Source organism: Streptomyces kaniharaensis, assembly GCF_009569385.1.
Lineage (GTDB): Bacteria > Actinomycetota > Actinomycetes > Streptomycetales > Streptomycetaceae > Kitasatospora > Kitasatospora kaniharaensis.
Genome location: NZ_WBOF01000001.1, coordinates 991,929 through 1,005,048, shown reverse-complemented (window position 1 = coordinate 1,005,048; position 13,120 = coordinate 991,929). Strand labels below are relative to the sequence as shown.

Sequence of the window (13,120 nt, the reverse complement as noted above, 5' to 3'; positions counted from 1 at the left end):
GCACGCGACCCAGGACAACCGGGTTGTCAGGAGACCACGGCGGCCCGGAGGCACAGCACGTCGGGCAGGTGGGAGACGAGCAGCGACCAGCTCTCGCCCTCGTCGCGGCTGCCGTACACGTCGCCCGTCCGGTTGCCGAAGTAGATCCCGGCCGGGTCGGCGTCGTCCGTGCGCAGGGCGTCGCGCAGCACGATGCCGTAGTGGTCCTCGCCCGGCAGGCCGTTGGCGAGCGGCTGCCAGCTGTCGCCGCCGTCCGCCGTGCGGTAGACCCGGCAGCGGCGGCCGGGCGGAATGCGGTCGTCGGCGCCGCCGAGCGGGAACAGGTAGGCGGTGTCGCCGCGGCGCGGGTGGGCGGCGATGGCGAAGCCGAACTCGGCGGGCAGCCCGTCGGCGATGGGACGCCAGCTCGCACCCCAGTCGTCGCTGCGGTAGACGCCGCCGTGGTTCTGCAGGTAGAGGCGGTCGGGGTGGACCGGGTCCGGGGCGATCTTGTGGACGCACTGGCCGAACTCCGGGTACTGGCTCTCCGCGGGGAAGAACTCGGCGCGCAGGCCTGCGTTGGACGGCTCCCAGCTGTCGCCGCCGTCCTTGCTGCGGTAGACGCCACCGCTGGAGACGGCCACCAGCAGCCGCTGCGCGTCGCGCGGGTCGGTGAGGACGGTGTGCAGGCCCTGGCCGCCGTAGCCGGCGCCCCACTGGGTGCGCTGCGGGTGGTTCCACAGCGACTCGACCAGGCTGAAGGTCTCGCCGCCGTCCTCGGAGCGGAACAGCGCGGCGGGTTCGGTGCCCGCGTAGACGACGCCGGGGGCCTCGGGCCCGGCGGGCTGGAGCTGCCAGACCCGGGTGAGCGAGGCGCCGGTGCTCTCGGGGAAGCGGATCGCGGGCTTCGAGGGCTCGAACCAGGTGGTGCCGAGGTCGTCGGAGCGCCAGACGGACGGGCCCCAGTGGCTGCTGTCCGCGCCGACCAGCAGCCGGGTGCGGCCGCCGCGGCGGTCGACGGAGACGGAGTAGATCGCGTTCATCCGGAAGTGCGGCCCGCTGAACTCCCAGTTCAGCCGGTCGCGGCTGCGGCCGAGAAAGAGGCCCTTCTCGGTTCCGACGGCCAACAGCACCTCGGTCATGCCACACACCACCTGGTCACGAGAACGACCCCCCGGGACGCCCCCCGACTGCCAGTGTCCCGCCGTCCACCCAACGCCACATCTCGCCGCGCCGATGCGTGCGGAGCTGCGCCGATGCCTGTAAGCCGAGCCGGTGGGTGTGGAGTCGCGCCCGCGGTGTGGAGCCGCGCCGATCACCGGCACGGAGTCCGCCGGCTCAACCGCGGCAGTCCCCCAGCAGCCGCAGCCACACCTCACTGATGGTCGGGTAGGCGGGCACGGCGTGCCAGAGCCGGTCGATGGGCACCTCGCCGACCACCGCGACGGTCGCCGAGTGCAGCAGTTCGGCGACCGCGGGGACGACCGCGCAGCAGTGCCTTGCTCGGCATGCACGGCCAGTACGAGCACTCGCCGCCGACCAGTTCGGCTTCGACGATCACCGTCAGAGCGCCGCGAGTTCGGCGAGCACCGCCGCCGTGTCGGCCGGGCGGGAGAACATCGGCCAGTGCCCGGTGGGCAGTTCGCGCAGCGCCCAGTTCGGCCCGTCGAGCCCGGCGAACCACGGGTGGCCGGACGCGATCATCGCCTGCACCTGGGAGAGCGGGAACGAGCAGGACACCAGCGCCTGCGGCAGCCCGGCCCCGGCGCCGGTCAGCCGCAGCCGGTCCCGGTACGCGCCGGCCGGGTGCGGGGTGGCCCGCGCGCGGATCCGGGCGAGCGTGGCCTCGTCCAGGCCCTCCACGCTGGCGCCGTGCGAGGACAGGTCGGCCCAGGACGGCATCGGGAGCCGCCCGTCGACCACCGAGGCGTCGGCCAGGGCGCGGTAGCCGGGCTGCCAGAGGTCGTACAGCGAACCGCCGTCGATCATCGGGCCGCTGTCCAGGTAGACCACGCGGCGGATGCGCTCGGGCATCCGGTCGGCGACCCCGCCGACCGGGGCGCAGGCACCGCTGTGCGCGACCAGCACCACCTCGTACAGGTCCTCGCGGACGAGCAGGTCGGCCAGATCGGCGATGTGGTCCGCCAGCCCGAGGTCGCCCTTCTCGCCGGCGCGTTCGGCCACCCCGGGCAGGCTCACCGCGTACACGGTGTGCCCGGCCGCGTGCAGCGGCGCGGCGACCTCGTCCCACGCCCACGCGCCGAGCCAGAAACCGGGGACCAGTACGAACGTGCTCATGGTGGATCGCTCCTCTGCCGTGGGCGGGACCTCCGTCGGCGACGACTCTAGGAGTGAATCCGGACGGAATCGGACCTGAGGAGACGAGGGATCCGTGGATCATCCGGTCGGCCGCGTGCCCGCCCTCGTCCGCGAGCACGCCGCGCCGCTGATCACACCTGCCCGTCGGTCGCCTGCTCCTCAGCGACCTTGCGCTTCACCTCGGCCATGTCCAGCTTCCGCGCCTGGCCGATCAGGTCCTCGAACACCGCCTCAGGCAGCGCGCCGGCCTGCGAGAAGACGAGCACGCCCTCGCGGATGATCGCCAGCGTCGGGATCGACTGGATCCCGAAGGCTGCGGCCAGCTCCTGCTGCGCCTCGGTGTCCACCTTGGCGAACACGAGGTCCTGGTGGCGCTCGGCGGCCTTCTCGTACACCGGGGCGAACTGGCGGCACGGTCCGCACCATGCAGCCCAGAAGTCGATGAAGACGAAGTCCTGGCCCGCCGGACCGGGGACGATCTCGTCGAAGTTCTCCTTGGTCAGCTCGACCGTGCTGCTCATGTCGCGGTTCCTTCCCTTCCGGCGTTCCAGGCCGTGCGCCCGCGACAACGGCCCGCGAGCGCAGGCTATTCCGTGGCGGGCGCGCGGGGAATGCCACGCGCCGTTGAGCAGTCGGCGGCCACTGTCCGTATTGAAAGGTGTCCACCCCGAACCCGACCGCGGGAGCCCACCATGCGCAGCAAACCCCGCTCCCGTCGGGCCGCCCTGCTCGCCGCCTCCGGCCTCGCCGTGGCCGCCCTGGTGGCCGGCTGCGGGTCGTCCGGCGGCTACAAGGCCCCCGCGACCCCGAGCGCTCCGAGCACACCCGCTCCGAGCCAGTCAGGCGGTTCCGCCACCCTGAAGACCGCCACTGACCCCAAGCTCGGCACGATCGTCACGGACAGTGCCGGGTTCACCCTCTACCGCTTCGACGCGGACAGCGCCAGTCCCCCGAAGTCCAACTGCAACGACAACTGCGCCAAGATCTGGCCGCTGGAGCCGGCGAACGGCAACGTCACGGTCAAGGGCATCGACAGCAAACTGGTCGGCACCGTCACCCGGGCCGACGGCAGCAAGCAGGTCACCCTGAACGGCTGGCCGGCCTACCGCTACGCGCCGGACACCAGACCCGGTGACACCAAGGGCCAGGGCGTGGACGGCACCTGGTTCGCGCTGACCCCGACCGGCGACAAGGCGGGCGTCACGGGCGGCTCCAGCCAGATGCCGGGCAACCCCGCCACCCCGAGCCCGAGCGCGCCGAGCAGCGGCTACTGACCACGGCCGCCGACCGGCCCGGCCGGTGACCCCGTCGGCCGGTCCTCGACCGGGAGGCACGTGTGCGCAACGATGAAGTGGTGACCGAGGAGCACCCCGGCGGAGCGGCCGCGCACGGCACGGGGACGCCGGACGAGGAGTTGATGCGCGCCCTGTACCACGAGCACGCCGGTCCGCTCTTCGGTTTCGTGCTCCACCTGGTGGCGGGCGACCGGCAGCGTGCCGAGGACGTCGTCCAGGAGACGCTGGTCCGGGCCTGGCGCAACATCCACCGGCTCGACCCGGCGGCCGGCTCACTACGGCCCTGGCTGGTCACGGTCGCGCGGCGGATCGTCATCGACGACCACCGCAGTGCCAGCTCCCGGCCCCGCGAGGTGGACGCGGCCCCGCTGGAGCTGATGCCCGCCGAGGACGAACTCGACCGCGCACTACGGCTGATGGTCATCACGGACGCGCTCGGCGACCTATCGCCGGCGCACCGGGAGATCATCGTCGAGACCTATCTCAAGGGCCGCACCGCACACGAGGCGGCGGCCGAACTCGGCATCCCGGCCGGGACCGTCCGGTCGCGGGTGTTCTACGCACTGCGCTCGCTCAGGCTCGCGCTGGAGGAACGGGGAGTGACATCGTGACCAAGCGCCCCGACCCAGTGCCGGGCGGACCGGGCGGACCCGACCGTCTCCCCGGCGGACCCGGCGGACCCGGCGGACCCGGCGGGCCCGAGCGCGCCTCCGGCGGGCCCGACCACGTCGACGTCGGCGCGTACCTCCTCGGCCTGCTGGAGCCCGCCGAGCGCACCGCGTTCGAGGAACACCTGGCCGGCTGCCCGCAGTGCGCCGAGCAGGTCGCGGACCTCGGTTTCGTCGAGCCCCTGCTGGCCGAGTACGCGGCCTCGGCCGTGGACGCCGGTCTCGATCCGGCCGGCCCGACCCCGCGCCCGGACCCGGCACTCCTGGACCGGCTGGTCGCCGACGTCACGGCCGGCCGGCGCCGGGGGCGGGTGCGGCGGCTGGTGCTGGCCCTGGCCGCGACCGTGATGGTGGCTGCGGGTCCCACCGTCACGGCCGCGGTGCTCACCGCCGACTCCGCGCCCGCCGTGGTCGCCGTCGCCGAGCAGTTCACCGCCACCGACCCGGGTACCGGCGCGCGGGCCACCGTCGGGCTGGACGGCACCACCTGGGGCAGCCGGGTCAGCCTGCAACTCGACAACGTCAAGGGTCCGTTGACCTGCCGCCTGGTCGCCGTCTCGCACAGCGGCGAGCGTCAGACCGTCACCACCTGGAGCATCCCGGCGAACGGCTACGGCAACCCCGGCGACGCAGGCGCGGTGCGCACGACCGGCGGCGCGGCGCTCCGGCCGGGCGACATCGACCACTTCGAGGTGCGCGTGCAGGGCAGCGACAGGGTGCTGGTCACCGTCCCGGCGCACCAGGTCTGAGCGCCTGGCCGTGCCGGTCGAGTGCGGCACCATCGAGCGGTGGAGCGGGAGTTGAGAGTTGAGCACGCGGACCCGGTGGGTGCGGGAAGCTCACCGGCTAGTCGTCCTCGACCGGGTCGGCCACCCGCGCCAGCGCGGCGGTGAGGGCGGCGGCGTACCCGGGCAGCTGCCGTTCGGCCCAACTCCCGGCCAGGCGAAGGAAGCCCCGCAGGTCCTGCTCGGCTCCGGCGATCAGCCGGCGCAGCTCGTCCACCGGCAGTTCGATCACCGGGCTGCCGCCCTCGGTGTCGGTGTCCGCGTCAGTGTCCACGGTCAACCGGACGACGTCGCCCAGGCGTTCGACCAAGGGGGACGGGCCGTGGCCGAACCCGGCGACGCCCCCGCCGTCCAGGACCTCCAGCCAGTCGCGCCACTCGTCGAGGCCGTTGCAGCAGCCGGGCAGGAGGGCGGCGCCGGTGGCGGTGTCGGTCACCCGGAAGCCGCCGGGGGCGACGGGGTATGGATTGTTCAGCAGTCCGTACAGGAACGTGTCGACCGGATCGGCGTCGACCGGATCGGCAGGGTGGGGCTCCGGCCGGCGGTCGCCGTCCTCGACGGGGTCGGTTCCGTTGGCGATGCATGCCACCGCCGTGCCGATGTCGGCGGGCGTCATGTCCCCGTGCAGCGTGAGGAATCCGTACGGTTCATGCTCGCCGACCGGCCAGAGTCCGAAGCCGTCGGGCACAAGGGTCTCCAGCACGGCTTGCACAAGGATCACCGGGCGATGATGCCGGATCGACTGCCCGCCCGGCCACGGCATTTACCCGGCCGCCTCCGCCGCGATCACCGGTGCCTCCAGGGTCAGCCGCCGCCAGGCGAGCAGCGAGCAGAGGGCGAAGCCGAGGGCGTTGCCGACGCCGTGGGTGGCGGCCATCCAGGTCAGGCTGGGGTGGGGGAGTCCGGACGCCTGGCCGAGCGCCCACCAGAGGGCGAGCGCCATGGTGACGGCGAGCACCGCCGAGGAGACGGCGAGCAGTTGGGCGGTGGCCGGGTCGGTGGTGCGGGTGCGCAGGTCGCGCCAGGTGATCAGACCGACCAGCCACATGCCGGCGGTGAGCACGACGGCGCCGCCGAACTGGACCCAGGCGCCGAGGAAGTAGCCGGTCAGCACCAGCAGGGTGCCTGCTGGCACGCTGAGCGCGGCCGCACGGGCGGCGGCGGAGCCCGGTGCGGAGGCCCGGCAGACCAGTCCGGCGACGAGGGCGGCGGTGAAGCCGGCGAAGTGGAAGTGCGGAACGGTCAGCGCCAGGATGTGCGGCTCGAAGCCGAACAGCGGGTACCCGGCGCGTTCGGCGACCAGGGCGACTGCGGCCACCGCCGGGGTCGCGAGCGCGGTGAGGACGGCGACCTCGCGCGCGGCGAGCGAGCGGACGCGGGCCAGCCGCAGCGGCGCGTGGGTGGCGACGGCGAGGGTGCCGAGCGCGTACGGGACGGCGCTGCCGGCGGCGAGGCCGCCGCGCGGCAGCCAGAGCGACAGGGCGCCGGGGACGGCGGCGAGCGGCCAGAGGCGGCGGACCCGGGCGAGCCCGGGTTCGCCGACGAGCGCGAGGCCGAGCGGGACGATGGCGCCCATACCGAGCAGGATCAGCAGGTTCACCAGCTCCGTCGTGCCCTTGTTCATTGCCGACAGCCTCCTTGAACGCGTTCAAACTTGCTCTGGCGGTGACTCTACGCCGCCGACTTGAACGCGTTCAACTCGGCCCCGGTCCTGCTGCTCTGGTGTTCACGGTGGGTGCGGCGCACTCTGGAGGAGTAACCGATGGAGGTGATCCGCCATGCAGACTCTGGTTGGTTGGCACATCGAGATGGAGTTCCGCGAGGACGGCCCGCGGACATCCGCCGCCGCCATGCTCCGGCTCGGCGACGGAACCGAACTGCGCGCCCACGGCTACAGCAGCCGACACCCCTCGGACCCGGAGCAACTGCGGGTCGGCGAGGAGATCGCGGGAGCTCGCGCACTCAACGACCTCGCCTCGCAGCTCCTCACCAAGGCCCACGGCGAGATCCAGGACGTCAGCCCGGTCCCGACCCACCCGCTGACGTGACCGGCCCTCGCCCAGGCGGCGCTCCGGCCACGCGGGAGCAGCACCGGCCGCGCATCCCGCTGATCTGCCCGCGCTGCGGGCACGAGCAGCGTGTGGTGCCCGGCGGCCCCGAGCGGGCGGTCAAGGTCGTGCACGTGGCGACCGGCCGGGAGGCCTGCGAGCCCGGCGACCTCGCGCGGGCGCCGGACAACGGGCCCTGAGCGCGGCCCCGTTGCAACGGGCCCGAGGGGACCCGGTTGAACACCGAAACGCCGGGGACCGGCGAGACCGGCCCCGGCGCCTCGCGGTGCCGGCGTCAGTTCACGCAGTACGTCGCCGGCAGTTCCCACTCCGGCCCGATCAGCCGCTGCTCCAGCTCGTTGAGCGTGATCCGGATGCCGACCGTGCCGGCCAGCCCGACCCGCAACCGGCTGCGGGCGAGCGCGATCAGCGCAGTCAGGCCGTACTTGTTGATCAGTGAGGTGCGGTAGCGCGCGGTCGCGTCGGCGCCACAGAGCCGTGCGCGGGCCGGGAGTCGGCGGCCGGTCGGGCGTCCGTGGGAGTCGCAGGGGCCGACCAGCACCCTGGGGTGGCGCCGGATCCGCTCGGCCGCGCCGGAGTGGGCCGGGGTCCAGATGCCGAGCGCGGGGCCGTCGGCCACCACCCAGATCTGCGAGTCGAGTCGGCTGCCGTCGTCGGCGAACGTGGTGAGCAGGAGGTATCTGCTGTCGGCGAGCTGGTCGGTACGGTCGTGCACGATGTCCTCCCTCGGTCCTCCCTCGTCCGCGGGGGCCTCGTCCGTGGGGCCGTGGGCCGGGACGGTGCCCGTGGGCCTCGGTGATCCCGCGGTACTCCTCGGCGGTGGGGCTGGGCGATCCGGACGTGCTCGCCGCGGAACCCGTTGGGACGGCCCCGCACGGGTGCGGTGAGCACTCCCGCCGGGTGGGCGACTCCATTCTCGTCGATCGGGGCTGGCGCTTCGAGGGGGCGGGGGCCGCTCGTGTGGGTGCGTACGGTGATCCGCTCCGCTCCTGATCCGCCCGCTTCTGGTCCGCCCCGCTCCGGGAAACGGCGAGCGGCCCGCCCGGTGCCGTGAGACACCGGACGGGCCGCGTACGCACCCGAGTCACCCCGTGAGGGTCAGTGCACCAGCACCGGCACCTCGTCGTGCTTCTCGGCGCCGGCGGCCGAGACCGTCGTCGCGCCGCCGGGGCGGCCTGCGTTGACGAAGGTGAAGGCGACCGTCGATGCCGCCACCAGGATCCCGAAGGACACCCAGATCGCGGTCGAGAAGCCGTGCACCATGCCCTGGAACTGCAGCACCTTGGCGGCGGCGGGGTTGGTCGCCGCCGCGGCGGTCGCGTGGGAGGCCAGCCAGCCGGTGGTGGCACTGGCCGCGATGGTGTTCAGCAGCGCTGTGCCGATCGCGCCGCCGACCTGCTGCGAGGTGTTGACCATGGCCGACGCCACGCCCGCGTCGCGCGGCTGGACGCCGTGCGTGGCCAGGCTCATCGCCGGCATGAACGCGGTGCCCATGCCGAGGCCCATCAGGATCAGGCCGGGCAGGATCAGCGCCGGGTAGGAGGTGTTCAGGTCGATCTGGGTCAGGATCAGCATGCCGAGCGAGGCGACCAGGAAGCCGGGCGCCATCAGGTAGCGCGCCGGGACCCGGGTCATCAGCCGGGCGCCGATCTGGGTCGAGCCGGTGATCATGCCCGCCACCATCGGCAGGAAGGCGACACCGGTCAGCACCGGGCTGTAGCCGAGCACGATCTGCAGGTAGTAGGTCAGGAACAGGAACAGACCGAACATGCCGATCACGGCCATCCCCAGCGACAGGTACACCCCGCCGCGGTTGCGGTCCAGGACCACGCGCAGCGGCAGCAGCGGGGCCTTGACCCTCCGCTCGACCAGCACGAACGCGGTCAGCAGCACGGCCGCGGCGGCGAACAGGCCCAACGTGCTGCCGGCCGTCCAGCCCTTGGACTCCGCGCGGGTGAATCCGTAGACCAGCGAGACCAGGCCGCTCGTCACCAGCAGCACGCCGGGGACGTCCAGCCGGTTGCGGTTGCGACCCTCGGCGGGTTCGCGGATCACCAGGACGGCGCCCGCGGCGGCGACGACGGCGAACGGGATGTTGACGAAGAAGGTCCAGCGCCAGTTCATGTACTCGGTCAGCAGGCCGCCGAGGATCAGGCCGATGGCACCACCGCCACCGGCGATCGCACCGTAGATGCCGAAGGCCTTGGCGCGCTCCTTCGCCCCGGTGAAGGTCACCGCGAGCAGCGACAGCGCGGCCGGAGCGAGCAGCGCGCCGAACGCGCCTTGCAGGGCGCGGGCGCCGAGCAGCATCGCGGTGTTGGCCGCGGCGCCCCCGAGCGCGGAGGCGAGCGCGAAGCCGGTCAGGCCGACCACGAAGGTGCGCTTGCGGCCCCACAGGTCGGCGATCCGGCCGCCGAACAGCAACAGGCCGCCGAAGGCCAGCGCGTAGGCGGTGATCACCCACTGACGGTTGCCGTCGGAGATGCCGAGGTCGCGCTGGGCGGAGGGCAGGGCGATGTTCACGATGGTCGCGTCGAGCACGACCATCAGCTGGGCGAGGCCGATGAAGATCAGCGCCTTCCAGCGCCGGGGATCGGGCAGTGTCGCCGGGCGGGCGTCGGTTTCAGGCATGGGGGTACTCACTTCACGGTGCGTGTGTGCGAGAACGGTCAACAGGCGTGCGGGGGCGGGCCGTTGTCGCCGTACGAGGGCATGAGGGGATCAGGTCCCGACCGGTTGGCGGTTCCGGGCGGTCGGCGGTTCCGGGCGGTCGGTGGTTCCGGGCGGTCGGTGGTGGTGTCGGTGGTGCCGTCGGTCGGTCAGTGGTGGGCTTGGAAGTCCTGGAAGGTCGCGGCCCGGCCGGGCAGGACCGAGCGGGCGGGCGCCCGCAGGCCGTCCAGGAACAGCTGCAGGTGGCGGTGGACGAAGTCGTCGAGCAGCCGGCAGGAGGTGCCCGGCAGCGGTCGGGTCAGCTGGCTGATCGCGATGAACAGGTCACCGTGGTCGACGTCCGGCCGCAGCTCGCCCGCCTCGCGGGTGCGCGCCAGCAGGCCGCCCACGGCGGCCGTCAGGCGCTCGCGGGTCTCGGCCAGCTCCGGGTCGAACGGGTCGACCCGGTCGGTGAACAGGGGGCACAGCGCGCCGAGCTTCTCCTCGACCGTCGCGTGCGCGAACCGCTGGAGTGCGTCGAACGGGCTGGCCCCTGCCGTGTCCGCCTCGGCGGCCGCCGTCTCGGCGAGGGCCAGGATGCGGTTCTTGACGAGCAGCGCCACTTCGCGGATCAGCGCCGTGCGGTCCGGGAAGTTCCGGTACAACGTGGCGTTGCCGACGCCCGCCCGCTTCGCGACCTCGTCGAGCGGCACATCCGGGCCGAGTTCGACGAAGGCGTCGCGGGCCGCCAGCACGATCCGTTCCCGGTTGCGGGTCGCGTCGGCGCGCAGCTTGGGCGTGCGAACGGCCTTCCCGGGACGGGCCGGCTGGGTGGCGGCGGTGGTCATGGCGACTGCTCCTTCAGAGTACCGGGGAGGTTCTCCCCGTTTCTGCCTACGAAAGAGCAAACGGGGATTCAGTCCCCGGAAATTTCCCCTCCTGATGTGACCTGCGTCACATTGCCATCCTCGGCGTGGGCCGGCGTCCGGTTGTGTTGATCCGCGAGGTCGTCTTCCACGGCGAGCGGGTGCGCGAGCAGCCCTCCGCCCGGCCACGGCCTCGGTCCGTGGCCGGGCGGAGGGCGCTATCGTCGGAAGCCAGACGGCCCGTAACCACTCGCCGGTTGCGCTGATTCCCGGCCGTGCCTTCCGGCAGGGCTTGCGCCCGTCGGCCTAGGCTGTGGGCGTCCGGACGGCCCGGTGGGCCGTGGGAGTCGGGAGGGGCCCGGCGGCCGGGCGGTGGCGAGGAGGTCCGCGATGGGCAGCGGTGAGACCGCCCGGGTGAGCTGCGTGCCGGCCGTTCCGTGCTGGGTGAGCCTGATGGCCCGGGATCTGGAGGAGGCGAAGGGGTTCTACGGGCCGCTGCTCGGCTGGGAGTTCGAGGCCGTACCGGAGCACTTCGGCCCCTACGTGCACGCGGTGACCGGCGGCGAGGCGGTGGCCGGGCTGGGGGCCGCGGGCGGGAACTGGCCGATGCCGGTCGCGTGGACCAGCTACTTCGGGACGGAGAGCGCGGACGCGGCCGCCGACGCGGTGCGCGAGCGCGGCGCCACCCTGGCGGTCGGCCCGCTGGCCTCCGACGCCGGCCGGGTGGCGTTCGCCGCGGACCCGGCGGGGGCGGTGTTCGGCATCTGGGAGGGCCCGCTGGGCCGGGCCCGGCGGCTGGACCTGATGGGCGCGCCGGTCTGGATCGAGCTGCGCACCCCGGACCCGTTCGCGGCGGCGCTGTTCTACGGCGAGGTGTTCCGCTGGGACGGCCGAGACCCGGAGCGGTTCGAGGTGCACTGGGAGCACGACCGGGTGGTGCTGCGGGCGGAGGGACACAGCGTCGCGGCGCTGGCCAAGGAGCAGGCGGGCGGTCCGGCGGGGACGGCGCCGCACTGGGAGGTGTCGTTCTCGGTCGCGGACACCGATCGGGCGCTCGTGCTGGCGGAGCGGCTGGGCGGTTCGGCGCTCGGGCCGGCCTTCGACTCCCCGTACGGGCGGGTGGCCCGGCTCCAGGACCCGGAGGGCGGCCGGTTCGCGGTGATCAGCCCGAAGGGCTGAACGAGGACCCGAACAGGACGGTTCTACGGCCCCGCCTCGGCGACCTCCGCGCGGTCGGCCCGCACCCGCTCGCCGAGCGCGGCGCGCGCCGAGGCGGGCAGGGCCTTGCGGGCGGCCGGGAACAGGCCCTTCTCCTCGGCGGCCATGTGCCGCCGGACGGTGTCGGCGAGTCCGCTGAGCAGCGTGGTGAAGGCCGGGTCGCCGGGTTGGAGGCTCTGCAGGTCGGACAGGTACTGCCCGATCGCCAGGTGGTCGTGGATGCTGCTGAAGACCAGCGCTCCGCCGTCCGGGACGTCGTGCTGGACAACCGGGAAGAGGTGTTCCTCCTCGGCGGCGCAGTGGGTGAACAGCAGGTCGGTGAGCCGGGCCACCAGGTCGCCGCGCGTAGCGGTGCCGTCCGGCGTTTCCTCGATCCGGGTGAGCAGGTCGGTGACCGCCCGGTGGTCGGCGGTGAACTCGCCGAGGATGTCCGGCCTGCGGCTCATGGCACGCCCGCCTTTCCCGCGGAAATACTGCCCCCGCTTCCTCCAGTATCCGGCGTCGGGCTCCGGTTCTGAGGGGCGTGGGGGAGAAACCGCAGGTCAGGGGCGGTTACAACATTTCGGGGGTGGCGGGGGAGCGGGGCCGACAAGGGCCGTGCTCCCGCTGAGGCAGGCGGCGAAGCCGCAGGTCAGGGTCGGTCGCGGCGTCCGGTGAGGGCGAGGAGGCGGGTCTGCGGGCTGGCGTCGGCGGGGACGGTGAGGGGCGGGTCGAAGACGCCGCTGCCGGAGAGGTCGCCGTAGCCGGCGAACTCGCCGAGGGCGAAGTCGACGAGCTCGACGGGGAGCCGGGTGTGCTGCCGGATGCCTTCCGCGAGGTCCCAGGTGTGGATGACCAGGTCGGTGGTGAGCTGGTCGAGGTAGTACTGGCCGGAGACGTCCGCGAACGAGAGGTGGACGGTCAGCTCGGTGGCGCCCGGGACGGCGAAGGCGTGCCGGGCGGCGTCGGCGGCGGCGGTCCAGGCGGCGACGGGGTCGGGGCCGAGGACGTCGCCGTCGAAGCGGGTGCCGACGTCGGCGATGGTGGCGCCCATCAGCAGCTCGGGGACCCACAGCTGCTCGCCGGTGAGGTGGTTGACGAGGTCGCGGACGGACCAGTCGGTGCACGGGGTGGGTGCGTCCCACTGGTCGGGGCTGATCAGCCGGACGCGTTCGCCGAAGGCGTCGAGCGCCTGCGGGTAGGGCGTGCCGGGTTCTGCCGCCCGCTGGTGTTGCCTGCGTTGAGCCATGTCTCCACCCTGCCCCGCGCGCGGCAGGACCCGCGACTCGCTCA

16 protein-coding genes and 1 pseudogene are annotated in these 13,120 nt (G+C 73.4%); 6 read left to right on the top strand and 11 right to left on the bottom strand.

The genetic code is table 11. The features are described from left to right. Positions 1–26: 26 nt before the first annotated feature. The 4 genes and pseudogenes from F7Q99_RS04565 to F7Q99_RS04550 all read right to left on the bottom strand — a co-directional run bounded on the left by F7Q99_RS04565 (position 27) and on the right by F7Q99_RS04550 (position 2,849). The gene (locus F7Q99_RS04565) at positions 27–1,121 is read right to left on the bottom strand and encodes a WD40/YVTN/BNR-like repeat-containing protein (RefSeq protein WP_153460164.1); all 1,095 of its coding nucleotides are present in this window, start codon (positions 1,119–1,121) and stop codon (positions 27–29) included. A gap of 196 nt (positions 1,122–1,317) precedes the next feature. Continuing rightward, positions 1,318–1,464, bottom strand: a pseudogene (locus tag F7Q99_RS04560) (pyridine nucleotide-disulfide oxidoreductase); the annotation flags it as partial. A 78-nt stretch (positions 1,465–1,542) separates the two neighbouring features. After that, entirely contained in the window at positions 1,543–2,277 is a 735-nt protein-coding gene (locus F7Q99_RS04555) for an alpha/beta fold hydrolase (RefSeq protein WP_153460163.1), read from the bottom strand. Positions 2,278–2,429: 152 nt separating this feature from the next. Then, positions 2,430–2,849 carry a thioredoxin family protein gene (locus F7Q99_RS04550; protein ID WP_326847175.1) on the bottom strand — a complete coding sequence of 140 codons (420 nt, stop codon included), beginning with the start codon at positions 2,847–2,849 and terminating at the stop codon, positions 2,430–2,432. A gap of 141 nt (positions 2,850–2,990) precedes the next feature. Between F7Q99_RS04550 and F7Q99_RS04545 the strand changes: the two genes are divergently transcribed. From F7Q99_RS04545 to F7Q99_RS04535, 3 genes are all read left to right on the top strand, one after another. Then, a complete protein-coding gene (locus tag F7Q99_RS04545; protein ID WP_153460161.1) occupies positions 2,991–3,572 on the top strand; it encodes a hypothetical protein in 582 nt (193 codons plus the stop codon). A gap of 62 nt (positions 3,573–3,634) precedes the next feature. Next, a complete protein-coding gene (locus F7Q99_RS04540) occupies positions 3,635–4,204 on the top strand; it encodes a sigma-70 family RNA polymerase sigma factor (RefSeq protein WP_407697741.1) in 570 nt (189 codons plus the stop codon). Further along, positions 4,201–5,010, top strand: a complete 810-nt coding sequence (locus tag F7Q99_RS04535; RefSeq protein ID WP_326846264.1) for an anti-sigma factor family protein — start codon at positions 4,201–4,203, stop codon at positions 5,008–5,010. Before F7Q99_RS04540 ends, F7Q99_RS04535 begins: the two co-directional genes overlap by 4 nt. Before the next feature lie 97 nt (positions 5,011–5,107). Here F7Q99_RS04535 and F7Q99_RS04530 read toward each other — a convergent pair whose 3' ends face one another. Both F7Q99_RS04530 and F7Q99_RS04525 read right to left on the bottom strand, forming a co-directional pair. Further along, positions 5,108–5,767 (bottom strand): hypothetical protein, encoded by a 660-nt coding sequence (locus F7Q99_RS04530; protein ID WP_326846263.1) that lies wholly within the window; start codon positions 5,765–5,767, stop codon positions 5,108–5,110. A 42-nt stretch (positions 5,768–5,809) separates the two neighbouring features. Continuing rightward, on the bottom strand, positions 5,810–6,670 hold the full coding sequence (locus F7Q99_RS04525) for a YndJ family protein (RefSeq protein ID WP_153460159.1): 861 nt from the start codon (positions 6,668–6,670) through the stop codon (positions 5,810–5,812). 154 nt (positions 6,671–6,824) lie between these two features. On the opposite strand from F7Q99_RS04525, the gene F7Q99_RS04520 reads away from it, so the two are divergent. Both F7Q99_RS04520 and F7Q99_RS04515 read left to right on the top strand, forming a co-directional pair. Next, entirely contained in the window at positions 6,825–7,094 is a 270-nt protein-coding gene (locus F7Q99_RS04520) for a DUF1876 domain-containing protein (RefSeq protein WP_153460158.1), read from the top strand. Further along, positions 7,091–7,294, top strand: a complete 204-nt coding sequence (locus F7Q99_RS04515; protein WP_153460157.1) for a hypothetical protein — start codon at positions 7,091–7,093, stop codon at positions 7,292–7,294. The genes F7Q99_RS04520 and F7Q99_RS04515 overlap by 4 nt, the downstream gene beginning before the upstream one ends. A gap of 95 nt (positions 7,295–7,389) precedes the next feature. On the opposite strand, the gene F7Q99_RS04510 is transcribed toward F7Q99_RS04515, so the two are convergent. The 3 genes from F7Q99_RS04510 to F7Q99_RS04500 form a co-directional block, all read right to left on the bottom strand. After that, positions 7,390–7,830, bottom strand: coding sequence for a PPOX class F420-dependent oxidoreductase (locus F7Q99_RS04510; protein WP_326846262.1), 441 nt, complete (start codon positions 7,828–7,830; stop codon positions 7,390–7,392). A 383-nt stretch (positions 7,831–8,213) separates the two neighbouring features. Further along, a complete protein-coding gene (locus tag F7Q99_RS04505) occupies positions 8,214–9,746 on the bottom strand; it encodes an MFS transporter (RefSeq protein ID WP_153460156.1) in 1,533 nt (510 codons plus the stop codon). Positions 9,747–9,934: 188 nt separating this feature from the next. Beyond that, on the bottom strand, positions 9,935–10,612 hold the full coding sequence (locus F7Q99_RS04500) for a TetR/AcrR family transcriptional regulator (protein WP_153460155.1): 678 nt from the start codon (positions 10,610–10,612) through the stop codon (positions 9,935–9,937). A gap of 408 nt (positions 10,613–11,020) precedes the next feature. On the opposite strand from F7Q99_RS04500, the gene F7Q99_RS04495 reads away from it, so the two are divergent. Next, entirely contained in the window at positions 11,021–11,809 is a 789-nt protein-coding gene (locus tag F7Q99_RS04495) for a VOC family protein (protein ID WP_153460154.1), read from the top strand. Positions 11,810–11,832: 23 nt separating this feature from the next. Here the strand turns inward: F7Q99_RS04495 and F7Q99_RS04490 are convergent, their stop codons facing one another. Continuing rightward, positions 11,833–12,294, bottom strand: coding sequence for a hemerythrin domain-containing protein (locus tag F7Q99_RS04490; protein ID WP_153460153.1), 462 nt, complete (start codon positions 12,292–12,294; stop codon positions 11,833–11,835). Positions 12,295–12,479: 185 nt separating this feature from the next. Then, positions 12,480–13,076, bottom strand: coding sequence for a TIGR03086 family metal-binding protein (locus F7Q99_RS04485; protein WP_153460152.1), 597 nt, complete (start codon positions 13,074–13,076; stop codon positions 12,480–12,482). Positions 13,077–13,120: the final 44 nt, after the last annotated feature.

Bases quoted from the DNA above. Each gene is read 5' to 3' on its own strand.
- F7Q99_RS04565 (WP_153460164.1), bottom strand. From the start codon at position 1,121: ATGACCGAGGTGCTGTTGGCCGTCGGAACCGAGAAGGGCCTCTTTCTC.
- F7Q99_RS04485 (WP_153460152.1), bottom strand. From the start codon at position 13,076: ATGGCTCAACGCAGGCAACACCAGCGGGCGGCAGAACCCGGCACGCCC.
- F7Q99_RS04520 (WP_153460158.1), top strand. From the start codon at position 6,825: ATGCAGACTCTGGTTGGTTGGCACATCGAGATGGAGTTCCGCGAGGAC.
- F7Q99_RS04500 (WP_153460155.1), bottom strand. From the start codon at position 10,612: ATGACCACCGCCGCCACCCAGCCGGCCCGTCCCGGGAAGGCCGTTCGC.
- F7Q99_RS04555 (WP_153460163.1), bottom strand. From the start codon at position 2,277: ATGAGCACGTTCGTACTGGTCCCCGGTTTCTGGCTCGGCGCGTGGGCG.
- F7Q99_RS04495 (WP_153460154.1), top strand. From the start codon at position 11,021: ATGGGCAGCGGTGAGACCGCCCGGGTGAGCTGCGTGCCGGCCGTTCCG.
- F7Q99_RS04505 (WP_153460156.1), bottom strand. From the start codon at position 9,746: ATGCCTGAAACCGACGCCCGCCCGGCGACACTGCCCGATCCCCGGCGC.
- F7Q99_RS04545 (WP_153460161.1), top strand. From the start codon at position 2,991: ATGCGCAGCAAACCCCGCTCCCGTCGGGCCGCCCTGCTCGCCGCCTCC.
- F7Q99_RS04525 (WP_153460159.1), bottom strand. From the start codon at position 6,670: ATGAACAAGGGCACGACGGAGCTGGTGAACCTGCTGATCCTGCTCGGT.
- F7Q99_RS04490 (WP_153460153.1), bottom strand. From the start codon at position 12,294: ATGAGCCGCAGGCCGGACATCCTCGGCGAGTTCACCGCCGACCACCGG.